The organism is Sulfodiicoccus acidiphilus (assembly GCF_003967175.1).
Lineage (GTDB): Archaea > Thermoproteota > Thermoprotei_A > Sulfolobales > Sulfolobaceae > Sulfodiicoccus > Sulfodiicoccus acidiphilus.
Genome location: NZ_AP018553.1, coordinates 1,345,542 through 1,366,028, shown reverse-complemented (window position 1 = coordinate 1,366,028; position 20,487 = coordinate 1,345,542). Strand labels below are relative to the sequence as shown.

The 20,487-nt window shown below is 52.7% G+C and carries 23 protein-coding genes and 3 pseudogenes; 15 read left to right on the top strand and 11 right to left on the bottom strand.

What is annotated here, in order from left to right:
- Positions 1-52: 52 nt before the first annotated feature.
- Positions 53-796 carry a GHMP family kinase ATP-binding protein gene (locus tag HS1genome_RS07320; protein ID WP_126450216.1) on the top strand — a complete coding sequence of 248 codons (744 nt, stop codon included), beginning with the start codon at positions 53-55 and terminating at the stop codon, positions 794-796.
- A pseudogene (locus HS1genome_RS07315) lies at positions 793-1,535 on the top strand (4-phosphopantoate--beta-alanine ligase). The gene HS1genome_RS07320 and the pseudogene HS1genome_RS07315 overlap by 4 nt, the downstream one beginning before the upstream one ends.
- Here HS1genome_RS07315 and HS1genome_RS07310 read toward each other — a convergent pair.
- Complete coding sequence (locus HS1genome_RS07310; protein WP_126450215.1) at positions 1,476-2,132, bottom strand: hypothetical protein; 657 nt, start codon at positions 2,130-2,132, stop codon at positions 1,476-1,478. The pseudogene HS1genome_RS07315 and the gene HS1genome_RS07310 sit on opposite strands and share 60 nt — an antisense overlap.
- 49 nt (positions 2,133-2,181) lie before the next feature.
- On the opposite strand from HS1genome_RS07310, the gene HS1genome_RS07305 reads away from it, so the two are divergent.
- From HS1genome_RS07305 to HS1genome_RS07295, 4 genes are read left to right on the top strand one after another with little or no spacing between them, the layout of a single operon-like run.
- Entirely contained in the window at positions 2,182-2,754 is a 573-nt protein-coding gene (locus HS1genome_RS07305; protein WP_232018739.1) for an ABC transporter ATP-binding protein, read from the top strand.
- The gene (locus tag HS1genome_RS12695; RefSeq protein ID WP_232018738.1) at positions 2,754-2,927 is read left to right on the top strand and encodes an ATP-binding cassette domain-containing protein; all 174 of its coding nucleotides are present in this window, start codon (positions 2,754-2,756) and stop codon (positions 2,925-2,927) included. Before HS1genome_RS07305 ends, HS1genome_RS12695 begins: the two co-directional genes overlap by 1 nt.
- Positions 2,917-4,092, top strand: coding sequence for an ABC transporter permease (locus HS1genome_RS07300; RefSeq protein ID WP_158613741.1), 1,176 nt, complete (start codon positions 2,917-2,919; stop codon positions 4,090-4,092). Before HS1genome_RS12695 ends, HS1genome_RS07300 begins: the two co-directional genes overlap by 11 nt.
- Positions 4,093-4,124: 32 nt before the next feature.
- Positions 4,125-4,367, top strand: a complete 243-nt coding sequence (locus HS1genome_RS07295; RefSeq protein ID WP_126450213.1) for an Lrp/AsnC ligand binding domain-containing protein — start codon at positions 4,125-4,127, stop codon at positions 4,365-4,367.
- Positions 4,368-4,576: 209 nt separating this feature from the next.
- Here HS1genome_RS07295 and HS1genome_RS07290 read toward each other — a convergent pair whose 3' ends face one another.
- Positions 4,577-4,873 (bottom strand): hypothetical protein, encoded by a 297-nt coding sequence (locus tag HS1genome_RS07290; RefSeq protein WP_126450212.1) that lies wholly within the window; start codon positions 4,871-4,873, stop codon positions 4,577-4,579.
- Between the two features lie 142 nt (positions 4,874-5,015).
- On the opposite strand from HS1genome_RS07290, the gene HS1genome_RS07285 reads away from it, so the two are divergent.
- Positions 5,016-5,192 carry an aCcr1 family cell cycle regulator gene (locus HS1genome_RS07285; RefSeq protein WP_126450211.1) on the top strand — a complete coding sequence of 59 codons (177 nt, stop codon included), beginning with the start codon at positions 5,016-5,018 and terminating at the stop codon, positions 5,190-5,192.
- Here the strand turns inward: HS1genome_RS07285 and HS1genome_RS07280 are convergent.
- Complete coding sequence (locus HS1genome_RS07280; RefSeq protein WP_126450210.1) at positions 5,189-5,767, bottom strand: MBL fold metallo-hydrolase; 579 nt, start codon at positions 5,765-5,767, stop codon at positions 5,189-5,191. The genes HS1genome_RS07285 and HS1genome_RS07280 overlap by 4 nt on opposite strands.
- A gap of 173 nt (positions 5,768-5,940) precedes the next feature.
- A pseudogene (locus HS1genome_RS12690) lies at positions 5,941-6,129 on the bottom strand (RNA-guided endonuclease TnpB family protein); the annotation flags it as partial.
- A 602-nt stretch (positions 6,130-6,731) separates the two neighbouring features.
- On the opposite strand from HS1genome_RS12690, the gene HS1genome_RS07270 reads away from it, so the two are divergent.
- The gene (locus tag HS1genome_RS07270; RefSeq protein ID WP_126450209.1) at positions 6,732-7,931 is read left to right on the top strand and encodes an isopropylmalate synthase; all 1,200 of its coding nucleotides are present in this window, start codon (positions 6,732-6,734) and stop codon (positions 7,929-7,931) included.
- A 174-nt stretch (positions 7,932-8,105) separates the two neighbouring features.
- Here the strand turns inward: HS1genome_RS07270 and HS1genome_RS07265 are convergent, their stop codons facing one another.
- Together HS1genome_RS07265 and HS1genome_RS07260 are read right to left on the bottom strand one after the other, a co-directional pair.
- The gene (locus HS1genome_RS07265) at positions 8,106-9,233 is read right to left on the bottom strand and encodes a DUF929 family protein (RefSeq protein WP_126450208.1); all 1,128 of its coding nucleotides are present in this window, start codon (positions 9,231-9,233) and stop codon (positions 8,106-8,108) included.
- Positions 9,234-9,256: 23 nt separating this feature from the next.
- Positions 9,257-10,243, bottom strand: coding sequence for a hypothetical protein (locus HS1genome_RS07260; RefSeq protein ID WP_126450207.1), 987 nt, complete (start codon positions 10,241-10,243; stop codon positions 9,257-9,259).
- Positions 10,244-10,513: 270 nt separating this feature from the next.
- Between HS1genome_RS07260 and HS1genome_RS12685 the strand changes: the two genes are divergently transcribed.
- From HS1genome_RS12685 to HS1genome_RS07240, 5 genes are all read left to right on the top strand, one after another.
- Positions 10,514-11,092: a hypothetical protein gene (locus tag HS1genome_RS12685; protein WP_232018737.1), complete on the top strand. Its 579-nt coding sequence runs from the start codon at positions 10,514-10,516 to the stop codon at positions 11,090-11,092.
- Positions 11,032-11,904, top strand: coding sequence for a 4Fe-4S binding protein (locus HS1genome_RS12680; protein ID WP_232018736.1), 873 nt, complete (start codon positions 11,032-11,034; stop codon positions 11,902-11,904). Before HS1genome_RS12685 ends, HS1genome_RS12680 begins: the two co-directional genes overlap by 61 nt.
- A 13-nt stretch (positions 11,905-11,917) precedes the next feature.
- On the top strand, positions 11,918-12,334 hold the full coding sequence (locus HS1genome_RS07250) for a vitamin K epoxide reductase family protein (protein WP_229768297.1): 417 nt from the start codon (positions 11,918-11,920) through the stop codon (positions 12,332-12,334).
- A gap of 123 nt (positions 12,335-12,457) precedes the next feature.
- A complete protein-coding gene (thsA, locus tag HS1genome_RS07245; RefSeq protein ID WP_126450206.1) occupies positions 12,458-14,137 on the top strand; it encodes a thermosome subunit alpha in 1,680 nt (559 codons plus the stop codon).
- 769 nt (positions 14,138-14,906) lie between these two features.
- On the top strand, positions 14,907-15,662 hold the full coding sequence (locus tag HS1genome_RS07240; protein ID WP_126450205.1) for a hypothetical protein: 756 nt from the start codon (positions 14,907-14,909) through the stop codon (positions 15,660-15,662).
- On the opposite strand, the gene HS1genome_RS07235 is transcribed toward HS1genome_RS07240, so the two are convergent.
- Together HS1genome_RS07235 and HS1genome_RS07230 are read right to left on the bottom strand one after the other, a co-directional pair.
- On the bottom strand, positions 15,659-15,937 hold the full coding sequence (locus tag HS1genome_RS07235; protein WP_126450204.1) for a hypothetical protein: 279 nt from the start codon (positions 15,935-15,937) through the stop codon (positions 15,659-15,661). The genes HS1genome_RS07240 and HS1genome_RS07235 overlap by 4 nt on opposite strands.
- Positions 15,938-15,954: 17 nt before the next feature.
- The gene (locus HS1genome_RS07230) at positions 15,955-16,521 is read right to left on the bottom strand and encodes a hypothetical protein (RefSeq protein ID WP_126450203.1); all 567 of its coding nucleotides are present in this window, start codon (positions 16,519-16,521) and stop codon (positions 15,955-15,957) included.
- Between the two features lie 91 nt (positions 16,522-16,612).
- Between HS1genome_RS07230 and HS1genome_RS07225 the strand changes: the two genes are divergently transcribed.
- Complete coding sequence (locus tag HS1genome_RS07225) at positions 16,613-17,224, top strand: hypothetical protein (RefSeq protein WP_126450202.1); 612 nt, start codon at positions 16,613-16,615, stop codon at positions 17,222-17,224.
- 57 nt (positions 17,225-17,281) lie between these two features.
- A complete protein-coding gene (locus tag HS1genome_RS07220; protein ID WP_126450201.1) occupies positions 17,282-17,944 on the top strand; it encodes a hypothetical protein in 663 nt (220 codons plus the stop codon).
- Positions 17,945-18,021: 77 nt separating this feature from the next.
- On the opposite strand, the gene HS1genome_RS07215 is transcribed toward HS1genome_RS07220, so the two are convergent.
- From HS1genome_RS07215 to HS1genome_RS07205, 3 genes and pseudogenes are all read right to left on the bottom strand, one after another.
- Positions 18,022-18,666, bottom strand: coding sequence for a peroxiredoxin (locus HS1genome_RS07215; protein WP_126450200.1), 645 nt, complete (start codon positions 18,664-18,666; stop codon positions 18,022-18,024).
- An 80-nt stretch (positions 18,667-18,746) separates the two neighbouring features.
- A pseudogene (locus HS1genome_RS07210) lies at positions 18,747-19,708 on the bottom strand (DHH family phosphoesterase).
- The gene (locus tag HS1genome_RS07205) at positions 19,705-20,307 is read right to left on the bottom strand and encodes a cysteine hydrolase family protein (RefSeq protein ID WP_126450199.1); all 603 of its coding nucleotides are present in this window, start codon (positions 20,305-20,307) and stop codon (positions 19,705-19,707) included. Before HS1genome_RS07205 ends, HS1genome_RS07210 begins: the two are co-directional and overlap by 4 nt.
- Between the last annotated feature and the right edge of the window lie 180 nt (positions 20,308-20,487).

Here is a 20,487-nt window from a genome sequence, read left to right as displayed (position 1 = left end):
AGCTCATAGTGGTTCCAGTTAACCTTTAACCTTTCTCGGCCCTTGGGCCCCAGTGGACGAGACTTGCGTTAAGGTGCCACTTAACGTGTCCGGGGTTTGGTCACCGAGGAGGACTGAGGACCCAGTGACCACTGGATCTGTGGGGGTGAGCCTGACGCTGGGACCACCCATGAGGGCGAGGGCCAGGAGGGGGGTAGGACTAACCTTCAACGGCATGTCCATAGAGCTACCAAACTTGGACTACTTGAAGGAGCTGGGCGAAGTTAGGCTAGAGGTCGACTCCGCAGTCCCACTGGGTTACGGGTACGGGTTAAGCGGGGCTCTCAGCTTGGCCTACGCGCTGGCCGCAACCGAGATTTACGGTGTGAACAGGTGGAGAGCGCTCCGAACAGCCCACGTGGCAGAAGTCTTGTCGGGGAACGGGTTGGGAGACGTCCTCTCCCAGTTCACAGGAGGAGGGGTCGTGTACAGGAAGTCGCCCGGGGCCCCTGGAGTGGGGGAAGCCGAACCAGTTCCGGTGGAGTGGAGCCCGGTGTACTCTGTCCCCCTCCAAAGGATCCCCACCCGAATCATATTAGAGGGCGGAGCTAACGCCGAGTTCCTAATTAGGAAGTTCCTCGAGGAGAGGACCTTGGCCGCCTTTTTCCGGATGGCGGCGGAGTTTAACTCCTCGCTCGGCTTCCCTCCTCCTGCACCCAACGCCTTCAGGAAGAAGGGGTTGATAATGTTTTTAGGGGAGGCCCCAGAGGGTGCCCTGAGGCACGAACCTATGCTGGAGGGAGCAGGTCCTTGTTGATACCCAGTAGCCACCCGAGGCGGGAGTCGCTGTTGATCAGGGAGAAGTTGGTGGAGGCCATGCGGTCTGGAGTCCTGGCCCCTGAGGGACTGATAGCCCACGGCAGGGGGAGTGCTTCGACTACCTGTTGGGGGAGGCAACTCAGGACTTCGCCAGGAGGGCGGTGGAGGCGGCAGTCGCACTACTCCTTACCGCTAAGAGGCCAGTCATATCCGTTAACGGCAACGTCGCAGCGCTAGTCCCGGAACACGTAGTGAGGCTCAGTGAGGTCGCTGGAGCTAGGATCGAGGTGAACCTCTTCTACAGGACGCCCGAGAGGGAGAAGGCGGTGGCTGAGGTCCTGAGGAGGGCCGGGGCGAGGGAGGTGTTAGGAGCCGGGGACACGGACGAGACAATACCAGAGCTGTTCAGCGAGAGGAGAAGGGTGAACAAGGAGGGAATATTCTCCGCAGATGTGGTCCTCTTGGCCCTGGAAGACGGAGACAGGACAGAGGCCCTAGTGAGAATGGGGAAGAAAGTGGTCTCGGTCGACTTGAACCCGCTCTCTAGGACGGCCGTCACCTCAACCGTCACCGTGGTCGACAACGTTGTCCGCGCCTTCCCAGCTATGGTGGAGGCGGCTCGGAACATGAAGGGGAGGACAGACCTAGAACAGGTCCTCAAGTCCTACAATAACACCTCAGTCCTTCACGAGGCCCTGAGGTTCATCTCTCAGAGGCTCCTTGAGCTGGCCCAGTGAGTTGAGTTGACCGAACGGAGTCCTCTTAGTTGACATCCTCTTGGATACGACGTTCGCGAGGTTCATGATCCTCAACACCTCTTCACAGACGTACGCTGTAGATTCGTGAACTGAGGCCCTCCTGTAGAGCTCTGTGAGGGAGGGGAGGACGTCGAAGGCCAGTTCCCTGAAGGACCTCCTGTCCGAGTCGGTTATAGTCGGTTTGGTGGCCATGAATCTCAGTTTCCTCTCGAGTTCCTCCACTCCCAGGCTGTTGAACTGTATTCTCACTAGCTGCACCTCTGGATCCTCCATGGACGTTTCTCCTAGGGCCTCGATCACCTGGTCCCTGTCCACGAACTTCCACCAGTGCTGGTTGTAGGAGTGATAGGAGGTCTCTATCACGCCGAAGTCCCTCTCGAGTACACGAAGTACCATCTTGGGGTCCCCCATCCCCGAGGACCTCAACCTCTCCGCTACCGACCTGTAGTCGAAGTCCCCGAGCTGTGGGTCGGCCCTGGCCTCAGAGACCTCTAGAGCAGCCCTGAGGACGGTCTCCGCTCTGTCTCCGAGCTTGAGTAGCGCTTCGGCGACTCGGTCCCTAACCTCGCCCAGCATTGACGAACTTTGGAAAACGAATTATATAGGCACTTCCCAACATCCTCTTGTGAGTACTTTCTCGGGGGCGGTCCTGGATATTACTGGACTGGTGAAGAAGTTCGGGAGGAGGGAGGTGTTGCACGGGGTGACGTTCAGGGCCAACGCGGGGGAGGTAACCTGCGTGGTGGGCCCCAACGGTGCAGGTAAGACTACCACACTCAGAGTTGCGGCGGGTATAATAACCAACTATCAGGGGGAAGTGATGGTCGCGGGGACCACCCCTGGGAAGGCCAGGACTGAGGGTAAAGTGGCGTACCTTCCAGAGGAGGCTTACCCCTACGAGAGACTGACGGGCTACGAGAACCTTCAATTCTACGCCACGCTGTACGCGAGAGGGGACGAGGAGAGGGCGGCGAAGATGGTGGAGAGGGGAGCGCTGTTGTCAGCCTTAGGGGAGGCCCTTCACAGGAGGACGTCAGAGTACAGCAGGGGGATGAAGAGGAGGCTCCTCATAGCTAGGACACTAATGACTGAGGCCCCCCTTTCCATACTAGACGAGCCAACCTCGGGGTTAGACATCGAGTCTTCCGTGAGAGTCAGGAGGACCATAAGGGACGCTCCCTCCTCTGGGGGGCCGTAGTGCTTTCGTCGCACAACATGTTGGAGGTCGAGTACCTCTGCCAGCGCGTAGTACTCATCAACGACGGGATGGTGGCCGTTCAGGGGACCCCAAGAGAACTCAAGGAGGCCTTCTCTACCGACGACATGGAGGAGGTATTCCTTAGGGCCTCGGGTGGTAGGAGTGATTCGTGAACTCCTTAGGAAGGAGATCCTGGACCTGAAGAGGGACAGGAGGCTCCTCTTGGGCTCGATCTTGCTTCCTCTAGTGATGTTGCCACTGGTGGGAGGAGTGCTTCTTGCGTCCATAGTGCACCCCCCCGTAGTCGAGATAGTCAACCAGAACCCGCTTAACCAGCCCTACGTGAAGTACGTCGGTAGGTACATCTCCTCCTCGGGGGCGAGGGTGGTGTACAACGATCCTAACGTGACTCCCGACGTCACCCTGATGTTCCCCAACTCTTTCTACAGGAACATAAGCGAGATCAATTCTACTGCGTACCTCAGGATATACGTAAGCGTGAGCTCCGGATCAAGCGCCCTCTCTGTGGTCGAGAACGCCCTCCTCAACCTGTCGGAGAACGTGACCCTCACAAGGATCGCCTCACTGGCCCGGGAAGCTCACGTCGACGTATCCCCTCAGGCAATATTTAACCCGCTCGGAATCCTGTTGGGCTACAGGTCTCCCAACAACCACCCAGTCTCACAACAACAAGATCAGCTCTTTCAGTTCACCAAGGTCCTGTCCCTGGTCCTCTTCCCCTCGGCCCTTCCGGCGGTGTTCTTTATAGTGGAGGGGATAACTGGGGAGAGGGAGAGGAAGACGTTGGAATCTCTTCTATCGACCCCAATGAGGCCCTCCTCCTTCATATTAACCAAGGTGGCGACCGGGTCGCTTTTAGGTGTGTTATCGTCCCTGAGCGAAGTAATAGGGATACTGGTGTTCTCTGTGGCCCTGAACCTCTACGCCCACACCTCCCTCAACTTCGCCCTTCCCTTCCTGGGAATAGTGGTGTTGGTGTACATCGAGACCGTCCTCTTGACGGCTTCCCTGAGCGTCCTAGTGCTCATGCTGTTGGGTGGGTCGACGAGGAACGCCCAACTGATAACTACACTGGTTTTCACTTTCATACTCTTGGCTTCATTCTCATCGCTCTTCCTGAACTTCACGGCCCTGTCCTTCCCAGGATCGCTCCTCCTCATTGTGCCTTACGTGCAGTTGAGCGCCGCACTCGTGGACTTCGCTGCCGGCCTGTACGTGGGGGCTGGAATCTACGTGGTGGGGACCCTTTTAATATCGCTCTTCTTAATTTGGTTCTCGGTTAGACTGCTAGACCCAGAGAAGTTACTCTTTAGGTAATTTTTTTAGTGTGTGAAGAAGAGATTACTTACATGAGTAGTCAAAAGTCAGAGGTGAAAGCCTACATTCTCATCGTCACCGCCATGGGGAAGGAGACGGAAGTGGTGGAGTTCCTTAGGAAGATAGGGGGAGTGAAGGAGGCCAACGCGGTGTACGGCGAGTATGATGTCGTGGCAGAACTAGAAAACAAGGACCTCCAGGGGCTGAACAAGATAATAGCTGAAGTCAGGAGGAATCCCTCCATTCTGAGGACCGTCACCCTGATAGTAATGTGAAGTTTTTCCAGGGGCATTCGTATTTAATGGGCCTCGTTGCTGCGAGGGGCTTAGTTCTAATTTAGTCAGGCCTAAAAACACTCTTCACCCTTTCAGAACGTCCCTTGCTACATCACTCTACCAGTCCTCCAGAAATTGGGACCCTCCTATGCTCACGGACCCTCGTGACTCGAGGGCAATTCACATAGGCCCAACTATCTCTCCTAACTTCACCCTTTAATTATTTCCGCCTCTTCCTCTGTCAACTCCCTCTCTTCCTCCAGGGACTTGACTCTCCTCAGGAGCTCCCCTATTAGGGCATCCATCTGGGCAACCTTCGCCTCTAAGAAAGCTATGTTCTCCTCCAAGCGACCTGTATTTTCGTTGGAAGAATCCTCCACGCTCCCCTCCAGAGCGTTCCTTATCATGACCTTCACCAAATCGGTCATTTGTATTCCCATCTCCTCGGACCTCTTCTTCAGCTCGCTGTAGAGCTGTTCAGGAAGGGAGAGGTGGATGGTTGGCATATGTAGGACCTCTTATGAGAAATATACGGAGTAGCTTTATATTAATCTTTCTAATTCAGTAGGCCTCCTGCTATAGGACTACAATAATATCGTTCCAGAAAATACTTAAGCCGAGGAACGATAAGTATATATATGACATAAGATGCGCGTAGTTACCTTTAAGCTCGAGGAGGACCTGTTGGAGCTTTTAGACAGGTACGCCATAAAACACGGCTACAACAGGAGCGAGGTGATAAGGAGGGCTCTAGAGAGCCTAGTGAAGGACGACCTCAACAAGGAGACGGTTCCCTTCGCTAGGGTCGAGAAGATAAAGATTTAGACAGGTAGATAGACGGTCTTGGAAGATATCTCGTCCTCTCGTAAGTTTTTGGTAGTCTTCTGTTCCCATCCGAGCTCCTGCTGAAACGTGGTGGGATCGTCGAGAGGCATTAGGTGTCCCCTCACCCAGTAATGGATGGGCACCACTGCCTTCGGCTGCACCGTTCTCACGAGCCTAGCAGCTTCCTTTCCATCTATCGTTATCACTCCCCCCACCGGCACTGCCAGTAGGTCGGGAGAAGAAATCTCCTTTAGCGTGGACTCAGAGGGCCAGTGCCCTAGGTCACCCAAGTGGACCAGCCTGAAACTGGACTTCTCGAGGGAATAGATGGAGACTTCCCCCCTCCTCCTCCCGTTCTCCCTGTCGTGATATACCCTAAGTCCAGAGACCTTGAGTCCAGAGAACGTTGCGGAGCCGTAGAATCTCACCACCTGTCTCCCACCGACGAGGTGACAGGCATCGTGATCGTAGTGGGGGTGAGTAACTAAACAGACTTCTGCCTCAGCGACCGGCCTGGGAAGACCTATGCTCCCCCCGTCGTGGGGGTCTACGGTTACCGAGTCCAAGGAGATCATGGAGTGTCCGTGGAGAGTGAGCAATGAGAGTCTGAAGTAGTAAGAGAGGGGGAAATATTAAAAGTGCGGGGGTTAAGGCGAACGGATTTACATCGTGACATTTTTAGCTCCAGAGAAACTCGACAAGCAATGGTGTTTGAAGACGCTGATGGCTTCCTCTGACCTCCCCCCCCCCCTTTAGGGCGGATCACGGGTTCGTGGTTTACCGCCTTCACCTTCATCGCTTCGCAGATTGTGGGAACTACCCACCCCGCTCCGTTCGTCCAGAGGTGGACCACGGGGTGGGCCTTCAGCTCATTACCCCTATCCCTCACTGGGAGTTGCCCTCCACTCCCAGATCCTCGGGACTCGGGGATGTGTAGAGCCCTTGTCGGGCATCCCCCCTACGGGGGACACGTTTTATTCTACAAAAAATTTAAACATTCGGAGATTTAAAAACTTTTACCTCGCCCCTAGAAGGGGGGCTTTCGTTCCTTTTGTGTCATGGAAAAGGTCTAAGACCTTTCGGGGTATCGTACCCCACGCGTTTAAGTACAAAGAATCGCTTTACGATCCCTTAATTTGGGGAGGTGAGGCTTCACCTCGAGTCCTGCTCCAAATGCGGTTGAGCCCAGAAAGGTCGACAGGACTCTTAGGTGCAGCTTCTCCTCGGATAGGTGGCTGCGGGTTTACCCGAGCAACATCGAGGCGGGTTTCCTTACCTCTTTTTCGCCACGGTGAAGTGGATCTGGTTGATCCCACCGGAGGTGATGAACGTAGTCGCGATTTTGGTTAAGCCCGAGGGTCAAGTATCCACACCTAATGTCGTGGAATCCGATGAAAACTATACCTTATCGGTACTTGTGAAGCTTCCAAAATGAGGTAGGATCATTGAGTCTACTGGATAATTTGATCGGGACACATATCACTAAAGGGGAGAGGTGCGAATCCAGAAGGAGATGTTTACGGTTCTTCGCTTCGGCCTATGAGACGTCGGAAACATTTATATGCCAGTTTATGGCATGTCCTATTCGAGGAAAAATGGGTAATCGTATTCTCTAGGAGAATACGTATTTTCGACACTACTTTAAGGGATGGAGAGCAGGCCCCTAACATCGACCTGACCGTCGATCAAAAGCTCAAAGTGGCGGTTAGGTTGAGGGACTTAGGGGTGGACGTGATTGAGGCGGGTTTCCCCTCTTCGTCGACGGCCGAGTTCGAGGCAACGAAGAAGATCAACAATTTAGTAGGTAAGGACGTAGAAGTCACTGGCCTCTCTAGGATGGTGAAGGAAGACATAGACAGGACACTGGAGAGTGGAGTAGAAAGCATACACTTGTTCATTGCCACCTCAGACATACACCTGAAGTATAAACTGAAGATGACTAGGGAGCAAGTGGAGGACAGGATATACACAATGATAAAGTATGCGAAGGACAGAGGAGTCACGGTCGAGTTCAGCCCAGAGGACGCTACAAGGACAGACAGGGAATTCCTGCTACACGCCGTGAGGACCGCTATCTCCGCAGGCGCGGACAGGATCAACATACCAGACACTGTGGGAGTGATGGACCCATTCAGAATGAGGGAGCTGATCTCTGACGTTGTGGCTGTGAGTAAGGGTAGGATAGTGAGCGTCCACTGCCACAACGACTTCGGACTCGCCACTGCCAACTCGGTGGCGGGGGTGGTAGCAGGGGCCTCTCAGGTACACGTGACAGTTAACGGCATAGGAGAAAGGGCTGGAAACGCCTCACTAGAGGAAGTCGTCATGGCACTGAAGAAGCTGGGAGGGTTCGAGGTAAACGTGAAGACGTGGATGCTCTACGACACCAGTAGGATGCTTTCGGAAATGACGGGTATGCCTGTTCCCTTCTTCAAGCCCATTGTAGGGGATAATGCCTTCGGCCACGAGGCTGGAATACACGTTCACGGTGTCCTCGAGAACCCCGAGACCTACGAGCCCATGACTCCGGAGGAGGTTGGAAACTTCAGGAGGATCGCGTTGGGAAAGCACAGCGGGATACACGGACTGAAGACCATGTTGAGGGAGGGAGGGATAGAACTTCCAGACGACAAGGTCAGGATAGTCCTGGAGAGGGTGAAGGAGATGGCAGGGGAAGGAAAGAGAGTTACACCTCAAGACGCTGTTAAGGTAGCTAAGGAAGTGATGGGAAGTAGGTAACTCTCTTCCTATGTAAAGGTAAACTCCCCTGGATCCTGTTGTCTTCCAATATAAGAATAGATTTGGATGGTAATTGCCAGAAAAATCACCACATTATTCTCTAGTTATTGCGTTAGCTCCAGAAATATATTTAGAGATGGTAATTGCCAGAAAAATCACCACATTATTCTCTAGTTATTGCGTTAGCTCCAGAAATATATTTAGATATGACAATAGAACGGGTGGTTGAAGTCTCTTATTACGTAATAAAGGGGTTTCCGTTGGTATTGTACTATAACGGACGCCTCTCGCTGTTTGGAAGCGAAGGGACGAGATGGGTCGACGAATGGAGGTAGGGGTGGGATGGAACTGACCTAGAATTGAGGTTGGTTCCCTCATCGCTAACGGGTTAGAGGCCAGTTCCACGTCGTGTAGTGTAGTCAGATATCGATAGATCGCGAATTGGGCGCTGTTTGGTATTGAGACTGCGTTGGAGATAAGCTGTGTCGAGGATACGTATGTAGTTACGTTAGTTGCCTGGAAGTGCGATAGGTACGCCTCCATCGTTTGTACTCCCGACTGATAGCAAACGGAGGAAGGAGAATTACCGTCAACTCGACATATCTCAGCCGTCAAGAGGTTAGCAGTGTAGTATATCTCCCTCGACAACGTGGAGTTGGGGTCGTTGGATAAGGTGTTTAGTACGTACGTCCAGTTCTTGCCCGACAGAAGGGCCGGATTCACTGTCGAGCCGGCGTCGATGTAGACATTAGCGACGTCGATGAACGGTATTCCGCCCGAAGTGTACTTTTCCCATAGGGCGTAAACGTTCGAAGGGACGGCCTGGAGTGGGTTGTGGTTCCTGTCCTGATACTCGTACTCTAATAGGGATATGTAAGGGCTGGTGTAGCTCACGTTGACTAGAGTGAAGGTGGGTACGTTAGGGTAAACGTCGGTGGAGCTCGACAACATGTACTCTAAGCCACTGATGTTTCCGAACCTGCTAAGTGCCAGGATCAGTGGCCACATCTCCGCACCACAATAGGGACACCATTCTGCCCCCACGAATATCACCACTGGCCTACCGTCGTACGTGAGCTCCGATCCGTTACCGATGAAGTTTGCGAAAGAGTCGTAGGATCTATCGTAGATAGAGTAGCCTGTGGAGGCAAGTGTTCTCAGCTGGAGCTCAACCGACGGAGCTACTTTCGTGTATATGGGACCTGAGGATAGTGATGATGACTGGAGTTCCACATAAGCTAGGGACGCAACAACCACTACCACTACAAGTGAAAAAACAGCTAGGTTACCTTTTTTCGACATGGCCTTAATGCACCTGGACTAGGTTATAGGGGATACGGATATGTCGAAGGGTCACTGAAGTACAGCACCATGTTGCTTGGAACCTCCACAGCGTCCAAGGAACTCTTAAGCAATGTACTCCATATGGGGTTGGCCTGGTTGGCTGTCATCACAGCGCTATCGTAGGTATGGAGGGCTTTCTGCACGTTGCTGTAAGAGTTCAAGCAAAGTCCAGTGGGACTACTCTGGTTAGAGGGAACTATGGCCTGGCACTGTCCAGTGACTGGGTTGGGGAATATGTTGGGGTTGAAGTCCAGTACGACCACTACATACCAGGGGATGGAGGTGTTAGTGCTGAAGGTAACCACGTGTTCGTGGGCCGGAGTGGGCAGGACTCCCTCAGGTAGGCCGAACACACCGTTCTTTATGCCCAGCGACTGTTCCACTGCGGTGAATGCCGGGGAGTATATGTAGGTCATGTGGTCTGGACACGCGGTTGGTGTGCCTGCGGCCCCACATTGGGTCACCACCGTGTAGTTCTGACCGTTGTAGTGGAATACCGGGAAGCCCAACGGGTTAGCACCCAATTGTTGGACACCGAATATGGAGATGCCAGCGAAAGCTGGAACCACCACGTAGACCGGAGCTGCGTTAGCTGGGAAGGCAGACGAGTTGACGGCCCCAACCTCACAGCCCATGGCTACTTGGTTAGCTTGAGTCTGGTTTGGGAAGAATTGAATGAGATTTGGTGTACACATGAACTGGGCCGTGTAGTTGAAAGTTATGACCTGGCTGTTCAGGAAGGCGCCAGAAATTGCCTTGGCTTCGGGAATTGTTATAGTTCTGTTTACGTAAATTGTCCTGTTTAGGTATATCGTCTTAGTAACTGTCTGATTCATAATCACCGGCTTAGTCACGGTGACTGTCCTAGGCATCGTCAAGTAAAGTCCGAACCCTAGGGCCGCAACCATTACTAAAATTATAGTTACGGCTGCGAATACGGTATTTGAAATTGCTCTTCGCGACTTCATTAGCAGTTAAGAGACTCGGTTAAGTGTAAAACTTGTGTTAGAAAACACCTAACGCCTAATGAGAGGTTCCCTGCCCGAATGTAAAAAGAGATTTTACACATCCATATAGCCTTTACATTACTCGCTCCGTCCATGTATTTCTATGGAGACGCCGTTACAGAATTATTGAATTATCTCGCTCATAGATATATAAATGGGCCCGAATTATTGGCTTTAGTGATTTCTGGATGGACTGTGGTCTCGACTTCGCTACACATGAGGAGAGATCGTATGAGTGGGGCTGTGGGGATCGCGATATGTGCAGCTTGGTTAAGCCCTCTATATATCACGTTGTTAATGACAGTCTCGATTCTGGTAAGTTCGTTGGTGGGAACCGAGTTTCTCTACCTCTACAGACACAGGGGAAGCACAGTTAACTTAGGAAGATCGGCGGACCACCTAGCTCTATTAGCTGGAGTGGCAGGATTACTTGCGACAAGGGCTCTCGACTTATTTCCACTAGTGTTAGCGCCCCTCCTTCTTTTCTACTACACTCTGAGGTACGTGAGGCCTAGCTCCTTTACGGGAAATTACCTAGACTCTCCGCTCTTGACAGCTGCGATGTTGCTGTCGGCCCTAACATCATCCTTCCTCTCGGCTACGGCCGTGAACTTCTATGGGGTCGCGAACGTCTCTTCCGAGTTGGCCCTCGGCTTCGTCAAGTGGAACTTCGTAGGCGCAATTTGGGACACCTTATCATTCCTGGTCACGGTGACGGGGAGCCCGTGGTTCATGGTAGCTATGGGTGTGTGGCTGGGTGCGTTAGTGTTGGACAAGGTGAGGGAGACCAAGAAGAGGGGAACAAGATAAGACTCGTCCTAATGTTCGTTTCCTACTGGGTCTACAGCATATATCTGCCCTCCTTCTCTCCTATAGCTTCCCAATTCCCAGCTATCCCGTACTCCTGGTTCAACGGGCTAGGTACTTTCGGCCCCGTCGAGCCATCCCTCCTGATCGGGCTATTGGGGACTTACGCGGTAACTGCGGTTCTTTCCTTCATGTTGGGATCTAGGCAAATATGTTCTGTTACGTGCACTGCCCCTTACATGCTCCAGGGTACTTTCATGGATTCGCTCAAGAAGTACAATAGGACGTCGAGACTGGGGAGAAAAACCCTAACTTCAAGGATCTCGAGGGCGTTTAAGGTCTCTTCTACCCTAACCTGGACCACACTCCTCACCTTCGCAGTGCTTTCCCTCCTGAACTCCCTGAGAGTGATCCATTTCTCGATACTGGGCAACGATCCCACAATGGTAGCCACCGCGTTTTACTTCAACTTCCTGTGGTACCTTCAATTCTTGGCATCTCCTTACCTGGGGGACTACGCCTGCGTCACTCATGGAATATGTGGCTGGGGGACTTTCAACCAGTTCTTCGGTTACCTAGGGCCTTTTAGAGTGAAGGCGAAAGATCCAGCGATTTGCCTCAAGTGCAGGACAGTTGACTGCGCCAAGGCCTGCCCGGTGGGCCTAACAGACATGAGGTCTTCCTTCGTAAAGAGGGGAGAATTCAAGGCCTTAAAGTGCATCGGTGCTGGCGAGTGCATCGACGACTGCCCCCACGACAACATATTCATACTCGACGTTAGAAATAAGCTAAAGAAGCTGAAGGTCAAGATTTAGGGGTGCTCTAAGCTTGGAAAAGAAAGGGAGTAAACTTGCGGGACCCCTCTCTAACGCGTTGTTGACCGTGGGAGCTGCTGACTCCGCTTACCTACTTGTCCTGACCGAGGTCGGTAAACCTCCCAGCCTCTGTGGCGTTTCCGGTCCAGTAGACTGTGCGAAAGTAGAGTTCAGTCCCTTCTCTCACTTCTTTGGGGTTCCCGTCGCCCTTCTGGGACTAGTATGGTTCCTGTTGGTAGCGTTCCTGTGGAATTGGAATAAGGGAAGGTGGACTGTACCCTACCTCTGGGTGCTGGCGACTGTCTTCGTGGGCTACTTGGTCTACACGGAGTTACTGATACGCTCTGTGTGCATTTACTGTAGCTTGGCCCAAGCCATGGGCGTACTGATGATCTTGCCCATCCTTTTGAAGGAACACGACGGCTCCTGACTTCAAGGAGCCCGCTGGTAGTACACAAGGGCCTAAGGTTGAGCAGAGTGAACCTACTGGAGCACTATGGTACCCTAGAAAATGTTTTATATGACCGAAACAATGGGGGGTGGATGGTATAACATGGCAAGTGGAACACCAGTAATAATGTTGAGGGAAGGCACCTCCAGGTCCACTGGCAGGGACGCCCTCAGGAACAACATAATAGCGGCCCGCACCTTGGCCGAGATACTGAGGTCCAGCCTGGGGCCCAAGGGGCTGGACAAGATGCTCATAGACAGCTTCGGCGACGTCACCATAACCAACGACGGCGCCACAATAGTCAAGGACATGGAGATACAGCACCCTGCGGCCAAGCTCCTGGTGGAGGCGGCCAAGGCCCAGGACTCGGAGGTGGGGGACGGCACCACCAGCGCGGTGGTGCTGGCCGGCCTCCTCCTGGAGAAGGCGGAGAGGCTCCTCGACCAGAACGTCCACCCCACGATAATAATAGAGGGGTACAAGAGGGCCCAGGAGAGGGCGTTGGAGGCGATCAGCCAAGTAGGTGTTAAGGTGGACGTGACTGACCTGCACTCCAAGCAAGCGGAGGAAGGCATGAGGAAGGTGGTGGAGACCACCCTGTCGAGCAAGTTCATGGTGGGAGAGAGTTCCCACAAGTTGGTGCAGCTCGTGATAGACGCCATAAGGGGTGTGGCGGAAAGGAGAGAGGACGGAACCTACAACGTGAACATGGACAACGTAAAGATAGACAAGAAGAAAGGGGGCTCCTTGGAAGACTCCGCTCTAGTGAGGGGGCTCATCTTGGACAAAGAGGTTGTACACGCTGCCATGCCAAGGAGGGTCGAGAAGGCCAAGATAGCTGTCGTTGACTTCGGTCTGGAGGTCGAGAAACCGGAGATCACGGCCAAGATAAGCATCACCTCCCCAGAGCAGATAAGGAACTTCCTGGACGAGCAGACTAAGTACCTCAAGGAGATGGTAGACAAACTGGCCGCAATAGGGGCGAACGTGGTGGTGTGCCAGAAGGGTATAGACGACGTAGCCCAGCACTTCCTGGCCAAGAAGGGCATAATGGCCGTTAGGAGGGTGAAGAGGAGCGACATCGAGAAGCTGGAGAAGGCCATCGGCGCCAGGATAATAAGCAGCGTAAAGGACGCCGCTCAGGATGACCTAGGCTACGCTGACCTCGTGGAGGAGAGGAAGGTAGGTAACGACAAGATGGTGTTCATAGAAGGAGTGAAGAAGGAGAGGGTCGTCAATGTACTCCTGAGGGGCTCAAACGACATGGCCATAGACGAGGCCGAGAGGAGCATAAACGACGCCCTTCACGCGCTCAGGAACCTGTTGAGGAACCCAAGCATAGTGGCAGGAGGAGGGGCAGTAGAGGAGGAAGTGAGCTACAAGCTGAGACAGTTCGCCACTCAAGTAGGTGGAAAAGAACAGCTAGCTGTTCAGGCCTACGCAGAGGCCGTTGAGGAGATGGCCTTGCTCCTAGCCGAGACGGCGGGTCTAGAGCCCGTGAGCACTCTGGTGGAGCTCAGGAACAAACACTCCAAGGGACTTTCAAACAGCGGAGTTGACGTGATGAAAGGAAAACTGGCCGACGACATGATAGCACTAAACATAGTGGATCCGGTGAGGGTCAAGGAACAGGTCATAAAGAGCGCCACTGAGGCTGCCACAGCAGTGTTGAAAATAGACGATATCATAGCTGCCGCACCGACGAAGGCACCACAAGGAGGAGGGGGAGGTCCAGAGGCCGGTGGCGGTATGCCAGGAATGGGTGGCTTCGGAGGAGACTGAACACTTTAGTATTTCTTGTCACTTTCTACTAATCCTCATTACGAAACTATGCACTTGTACTCCCTTTGATCGTGATGAAAAGAAATTAAAATTTTAAATACATTTATTCCTTATTAAATCAAGGAAAGAACTCAAGTTCTGGGATCCATTCATTTCAATAATACCTGAAGAAGTGGAAACCGAGCCCCATTCGGCATCGTAGAGATGGTGGCTCCTGCAGGGCCGGCCTCGATCGTGGAATGGGTCCTGGGTGGAGTGTTCTAGCTCTTCTTAGGACTTGGCAAGCTAAGCTCAAGCGTACCAATGCGGTTGGTCCTTGTAGGTACATCGAAAGCCATGGTAGGGTCGCAGAATTACTGAATGCCACGACTGGTCTGGAGTGAGCGTCTATTCGTACCTACCATCGAAACCTTAACGTTCTCAGCTCTCATCGTCTTCTAGACCGGTTGGCCGAGGGTACCATACTGGTTAGCGGTCGTTGTGGGGGACGGCCTCCTATTTGAACCAGCTTAAGACGTAGTAAGAGACCTCACTAGGTCCTTATGCTAATAGACTATACGGCCTTCCTCAGATCACGAGCTACGCGGGAAGCGTCGAGACGCTCTCCTTAATCGACATCTATTAGAGGCCTCCGGAATAGTTACAATCGCGTCCGCAAGTGCGTTCTTCCCTTGGGACATGCCCTCAGGTCTCTAGGAGGTGAGCATACACAAGGTTTGAACTTCAGCGGTAGGGAACCGAATTTTATTTGGTTCTCCAGTGATCTCTTGTGGACAGTGAGTTCAGGACCTTCTTAGTGGCGGCCTTGATCCTGGTGGCACTATCAGTGGCGGCAGTGATCTACACCGGTTCACATGTTTACGTCCAGCGTGCCAGTTTCCCACCTCCCACCGTGGAAGTTGTGGGAGTCTACGTTACGGGCGGAAACGTGAGTGTGGAACTCTACCTCAATTCGTCGCTCCCCATGGAGGCAGTAGGAGGAGAGGTAGAGCTCCCACAGCTCAACGAGAGCGTCAACCTAACGCGTCCAGAAGTCGATCGGCCGTTCAACGTAAGCCTCCCTTTAATTCCAAACGTTCCTTCCCCACTGGACGTGACGGGTTACGTCAGTGGCTACATGAACGGTAGCCAGATCTACGTCACCTTTTCCCAGGTAGCCTCGGTGAGCGTCAGAACTTCCATATCCCTCTATAACTTCTCCTACTCTAGAGGGGTGAGCTACCTCACACTGGAGGTAAACAGTCCGGTCTACGTCACCCTCACAAACCTCTCCTCCTTCTACATAGTGAACGCCAACACTTCGGTTGCCTTAGCCAGACAGACTAGTCCGGAGCAGGTTAACCTGACCGTTCCTTACGGAGTTCACTTCGTCGAAGTACAGCTAGACTACAATCTCACCGGCGTGGTCTACTCTTACAATACCCCACCTGGCACGATCTACGAGGGAGGTTACCTAGGGGTAATCCTCCACTACCCAACCAGAGTCGAGTACCAGGTAGTGAACCTTTACTTACTAAGAGGTTAAGGGCTCTCCGCCTCACTTCGGACTGCTTCACGCTTCGATACCTCGGTTTCCAACATCCTGGAAGCCAAATGTTTCACCGCCCTTTCTACGCTCATCACTTTAACACCTCTCCTGTCCAGGAGGATGGCTCTTTCCTTGCCAAGTAGGAGAGTTTCCCTCCCTCTAGACCTGGGGAAGAAGAAATCTACCGACCTCAGGTTGGGTGAGGACCTCGTCACCTCGAGCCCGTTCACTACAAGTCTCCCTTCCTCTAATTCCTCGATCTCCGCTCCCATCTCGTGGGCTAGCCTCCTTAGCGCGTTAACGAAATCCCCCGTACCACTTGGGACACCACCCTATCAATAAGGGGTTCCTTCCCCCACGGGATCCACCTTCCTCCCGTCCATGAGTTCATCACTGTTAACCCGAGGAGGACGGCCGAAAGGTAGAGTGGAGGTCCCAGTTCTTGAGTTAGTGGAACGCGCACGTAGAAGGCACCATCAACTGTAGGTAAGATCGAGAAGCCGTTGTAACTGAAGTACCTTTCCCTGAACACTAACGTAGAGAAGGTCAGGGAGGTGCCCAGGCTAGCGGCGAGAGTTGATAAGTAGAGTGAGTACTTGCTCCTCCAGAAGATCGGGGCTAACCCCGAGATGGCGAACATGGTCGCCGACGCGAGGGACGAGGCCAGCAACAAGTGGGTCCTGTGACCCATGAAGTCGATTTCTAGTCCCAGACCGTTGACAGACTGAAAGTAGATAGTTGAAGTTAGCTGATACGTGGGAAGGAGGAAGTAAGAAGTTAACAGGGCTAAAGCCAGAGCCCCTTGAGCTCCTATCTCCGCTCTACCTACGCCCAGGCGCTCGGCCACCTCTCGCATCTATTTTCCTAGGTCGTCCTCTGAAACACCTAAATTTAACCTTCACTAAGAAAGCCTTATAATCAACAAGGAACTGCGGTACATAGAAAACATGGACAAGAAGAGATTGGGCATAATTGGGCTCGTTCTAGCTGTTGCCCTGGTTCCAGTCCTAGTGGCGGACGTGATGTACTTCTACCAAGGTACGATAAACGTGGTCTCCACCTCCCAACCACTGATATTCGGCTACGGTCCAAACGGCAATCCAAGCGGACAGTACGGAAGTTACGTCTCAGTGACTAACGGAACTGCAGGTGTAGGTTTCACGGCAACCATATCCCTGACTAACTCTAGCTACGCTTTCTACTCCCAGGTCGTACAGATTCAAGTCAAGACAAGTGGGTACATGTACATCTCTAACGAGTCCCTCACTGGGAGCAGCATAAACAATGCATACATATTAATCCAAGCCAAAGGCCAGACTGGATTTCCAGACGTGATACAAGTAGTCAGCGATGGAGCTCCAGTCTTCAAGTCTTCCGGAAACGGGGGGACAAGCGGCGGCGTCTCCCTAACCGAAGGAACGTACTACGTCAGCATACTTGTACAGCCATCATTGCCACTCCCAAACGACGCCCCTGGAACGTCCTTAGGTGAATTGTCGCTCTACTTCGGGTTCAACCCATTCCAACAAACCAGCTACGCTCCTCTACCTCCCACCTGAGAGAAGGTCACTCCGATGGGAACGAAAGCTAAGATCGTTGTATTTCTACTTTATTCGATGCTTCTGTTGGACCCTGTGGCGTCTTCCCACGTTATTTATTTCTATCACGGTCTCTTTGAAACTAAAGAGACTCCTGTCGTCAGTGCTCTCACATATGTCACGCTAAGTATATCCCCACTTGCGATCACCTATTCGCTATATCAAAACTGCGAACTCTCGAACTACGTTTACGTCTACTTACCTTCCTACAAGTCACAGAGTCCACCCTCTCTGTCCTTCAATGTGAGCTCTCTCGTCGTGAACTATCCATATCAGGTGGTCAGCATCTATCCCTTCTACTTCAACGTTTCTGCCCACGATAAGAAACCGCTTGTGACCGAAGTCTCCCTCCAACTAACCTCTCCGACAGGCTCGGTCGAGACGGCGGAAGTTTTCAACAGTGAGCTTAGGAACTCAACCCTAACAGTTGGACAGGGAACTTACGCTATCAACCTGACCTTCGCTTTAAGTCCACAGTGGAACAAGTTCCAATATGTTAGACTGAACTTCTCTGCACTAGTAGTGGTCTCTCCCTACGGTGCGCCGTATGGAGTAAGGTACTACTATTATTGGAACTTCTACGTGGACGTTTACATTAATCTACTCCAACTAGCAAGTCCTTCCACGATCTCTGTAAGGGGTCCGGTTCCCTCCCTACAAACCATACCAGATTTCAGTTAATTTCTACAGCTGGTAAAAATAGAACTTCTCTCTCACGTTCACGGTATGGAAACCTCGATCCAATTAAAGTAAAAAAATTAGACTCTCTGCTCGGGGGGCAACTCCTCGTACTTCTTGAACATCAAGTACCACGACTTGGCGTTGGGCATGTTAAGTCTCATCCTTGCCTCGTCGATTATTGTAGGCGCGGGGACTATGACTTCCTTTCCCGGTTCCCAATTCGCAGGGAGGGACACCTTCGCCTTGGCGTTGACTATGGCCGCCTTGGTTATTCTCAGTAATTCCTCTATTTTCCTCCCGTACTCTATTGGATAGTAGGCCATAAACCTTATCACCCCCTCTGGGTTGACAAGGAACACTGCCCTTATTGTGACCCCAGAGGCGTCGTCCACTATGTCCAGTAGTCTTGCGAACTTCTTGTCTGGGTCAGCTATGAGCGGGAAATCTATCTTTGTCCCGTACTTCTGCTCAATGTCGCTCAACCAAGCGATGTGAGAGTATATGCTGTCCACACTCATTCCCACTAACTCCACGTTGAGCTTCTTGAACTCCTCGTACGCCTTCTGGAACTCAACGAACTCCGTGGTGCAGACGGGCGTGAAGTCTGCCGGGTGGGCGAAGAGGAAGAGCCACTTCCCCTTCCCGAAGACGTCCTTGTAGAAGTCTATTGGTCCCTTAGTGGTCAGAACTTGGGTTTCCGGAAACTTCTGATACAACTTCATTTCTGGTCTACGTTCACTTACATCGGCCGTTTAAAAACTTGACTTAGAACAGGTTCATAAGGATTATTACACAAAGTAAATCAAGAATGCGTAGCTGGTCTCAACCCGACCTCCTTCATCACTTCCACTACCCTAGACGCCACCCAGCTCAACGCGGGACCCCTTACCCCTAACGAGAAGAGGAACCTCCTAATCCAAGGAACCCTGAGCTGCCCTCCAGCGGCCAGTGGGTGCCCTCCTCCCCAAACTTCACAGCATACTCCCTCACCTGGTAGGAAGAACTCCTGAATGATATGGACTTTCCGTTAGCCGAGACGAATATCGAGGCACCGCTCCGGCTCATGACGTACTGGGCCGCATAGCTTATGTCCGGCCTTCCCTTCCACCTCAGCGCTATGGCCACCTTCACTCCGTTCACAGTGATAACCCTATAGTACTTGTGGAGCACGGAGTACCCGCGTAGCTCTAGGTCCACCTGCTCTTCCAGCACCCGTTGGAACTCCTCGTCCCACACCTTCCCCTCGAAGAACTTCCTGACCATATGTTCCTTCCAGGAATACTCCCTGCTGGCTTCCACAACCCTCCTAAGCTTCTCCCCCAACGGATCGTCGTGCCACCACATGTCTACTGCACAATCAGCGGAGACTATCCTCTTAGAGACCTCGTCTTGAGACGAAGTGCCCTTCAGTACTACCCCCGCACCGCAGGTCGAGGTGTCCACGTGGACCTCCGCTCCCGCTTCAGTCAAAGACCTTGCCCATTCTTCCCTCCAGACGTGGTGGTCGAACCACCTCACTTTCACTCCCGCTGAAGTGATGCTTCTAACTGCCTCCACCACGTCGTTCACCGTTGAGGAGTTCAGGCCTAGGTCTGCTACAGTCACCTCCGATAGTCCTTCCAGCCTGATTTCCTTGAGTAGCTTGTGTACCCTAGTGGGCTCGGTAAAGAAGACTTTCGAGGGAAGTTCACCGACCGCCCTGGCGTAAACAGCGGCTGAACAAGTACCATCCAAGTCGTTGTGGACCACGGCGACGTAGCTCAATCCTCCCTCCTCCAACTCACTTTATCTGACGTGGTTATAGTACCCTTATAGAGAAAGTCCACCTGTCTCAGAGTGGAGTAGTAATCGAACTCGGTCATTGCAGAGACGGTGTCCTTGGGGAGAACCACGTCGTACCACCTCAGGGCTGCACTCGCTGCCGTGTGGAGGACGCAAATGTTGGCCACTGTCCCCGTGACCACCAGCGTCCTCACCCCCTTGACTCTTAGGAGGTAGTCCATGGGGCTCTCGAAGAATGCGTCGTACCTGTACTTCTTGACCACCAAGTCGCCCTCCATCGGCCTCAACTCCTCCACGACTTCAGCTCCCCAGCTCCCCGCCAGGGCGTGTTCTCCCCATATCTTGAACTCGGGGTCGTCCTTCATGTGCCAGTCCTGAGTGTAAATAACTAGAGAACCGGAACTCCTAGCCAACTTCACTAGTTTGGAAATTGGTAATATGGTTGACTCCGCCGAGGGAACGTAAAGCTTACCTTCCCTCCTCACAAAGTCGTTCTGCATGTCTACCACGACTACGGCAGACGTCCTTGGATCGAGCACTACTTTCTCGGCGATCTTCACTTCTGGAACTTCCACTCTCACGAGTTAATAGATCAAGCCCTTACGTAAATTCTTTATCTCCCTTGATGTTCAAGGGAACTTAGGTCCTGCGGGACGGAAACCCACTTGTAAGTCCACGGTAGTTAGGCAGATATATAATCGAACGGTCAAGGGTTGATGACAAAAGAACGACGAGCCTCACCCCTTCTAGGGGCGAGGTAA

What these genes read in the sequence shown, in the direction of transcription:
- HS1genome_RS07310 (WP_126450215.1), bottom strand. Translation starts at nt 2,132, where the DNA reads ATGCTGGGCGAGGTTAGGGACCGAGTCGCCGAAGCGCTACTCAAGCTC.
- HS1genome_RS07295 (WP_126450213.1), top strand. Translation starts at nt 4,125, where the DNA reads ATGAGTAGTCAAAAGTCAGAGGTGAAAGCCTACATTCTCATCGTCACC.
- HS1genome_RS07290 (WP_126450212.1), bottom strand. Translation starts at nt 4,873, where the DNA reads ATGCCAACCATCCACCTCTCCCTTCCTGAACAGCTCTACAGCGAGCTG.
- HS1genome_RS07285 (WP_126450211.1), top strand. Translation starts at nt 5,016, where the DNA reads ATGCGCGTAGTTACCTTTAAGCTCGAGGAGGACCTGTTGGAGCTTTTA.
- HS1genome_RS07280 (WP_126450210.1), bottom strand. Translation starts at nt 5,767, where the DNA reads ATGATCTCCTTGGACTCGGTAACCGTAGACCCCCACGACGGGGGGAGC.
- HS1genome_RS07270 (WP_126450209.1), top strand. Translation starts at nt 6,732, where the DNA reads ATGAGACGTCGGAAACATTTATATGCCAGTTTATGGCATGTCCTATTC.
- HS1genome_RS07265 (WP_126450208.1), bottom strand. Translation starts at nt 9,233, where the DNA reads ATGTCGAAAAAAGGTAACCTAGCTGTTTTTTCACTTGTAGTGGTAGTG.
- HS1genome_RS07260 (WP_126450207.1), bottom strand. Translation starts at nt 10,243, where the DNA reads ATGAAGTCGCGAAGAGCAATTTCAAATACCGTATTCGCAGCCGTAACT.
- HS1genome_RS12685 (WP_232018737.1), top strand. Translation starts at nt 10,514, where the DNA reads ATGAGTGGGGCTGTGGGGATCGCGATATGTGCAGCTTGGTTAAGCCCT.
- thsA (WP_126450206.1), top strand. Translation starts at nt 12,458, where the DNA reads ATGGCAAGTGGAACACCAGTAATAATGTTGAGGGAAGGCACCTCCAGG.
- HS1genome_RS07235 (WP_126450204.1), bottom strand. Translation starts at nt 15,937, where the DNA reads ATGGGAGCGGAGATCGAGGAATTAGAGGAAGGGAGACTTGTAGTGAAC.
- HS1genome_RS07230 (WP_126450203.1), bottom strand. Translation starts at nt 16,521, where the DNA reads ATGCGAGAGGTGGCCGAGCGCCTGGGCGTAGGTAGAGCGGAGATAGGA.
- HS1genome_RS07225 (WP_126450202.1), top strand. Translation starts at nt 16,613, where the DNA reads ATGGACAAGAAGAGATTGGGCATAATTGGGCTCGTTCTAGCTGTTGCC.
- HS1genome_RS07220 (WP_126450201.1), top strand. Translation starts at nt 17,282, where the DNA reads ATGCTTCTGTTGGACCCTGTGGCGTCTTCCCACGTTATTTATTTCTAT.
- HS1genome_RS07215 (WP_126450200.1), bottom strand. Translation starts at nt 18,666, where the DNA reads ATGAAGTTGTATCAGAAGTTTCCGGAAACCCAAGTTCTGACCACTAAG.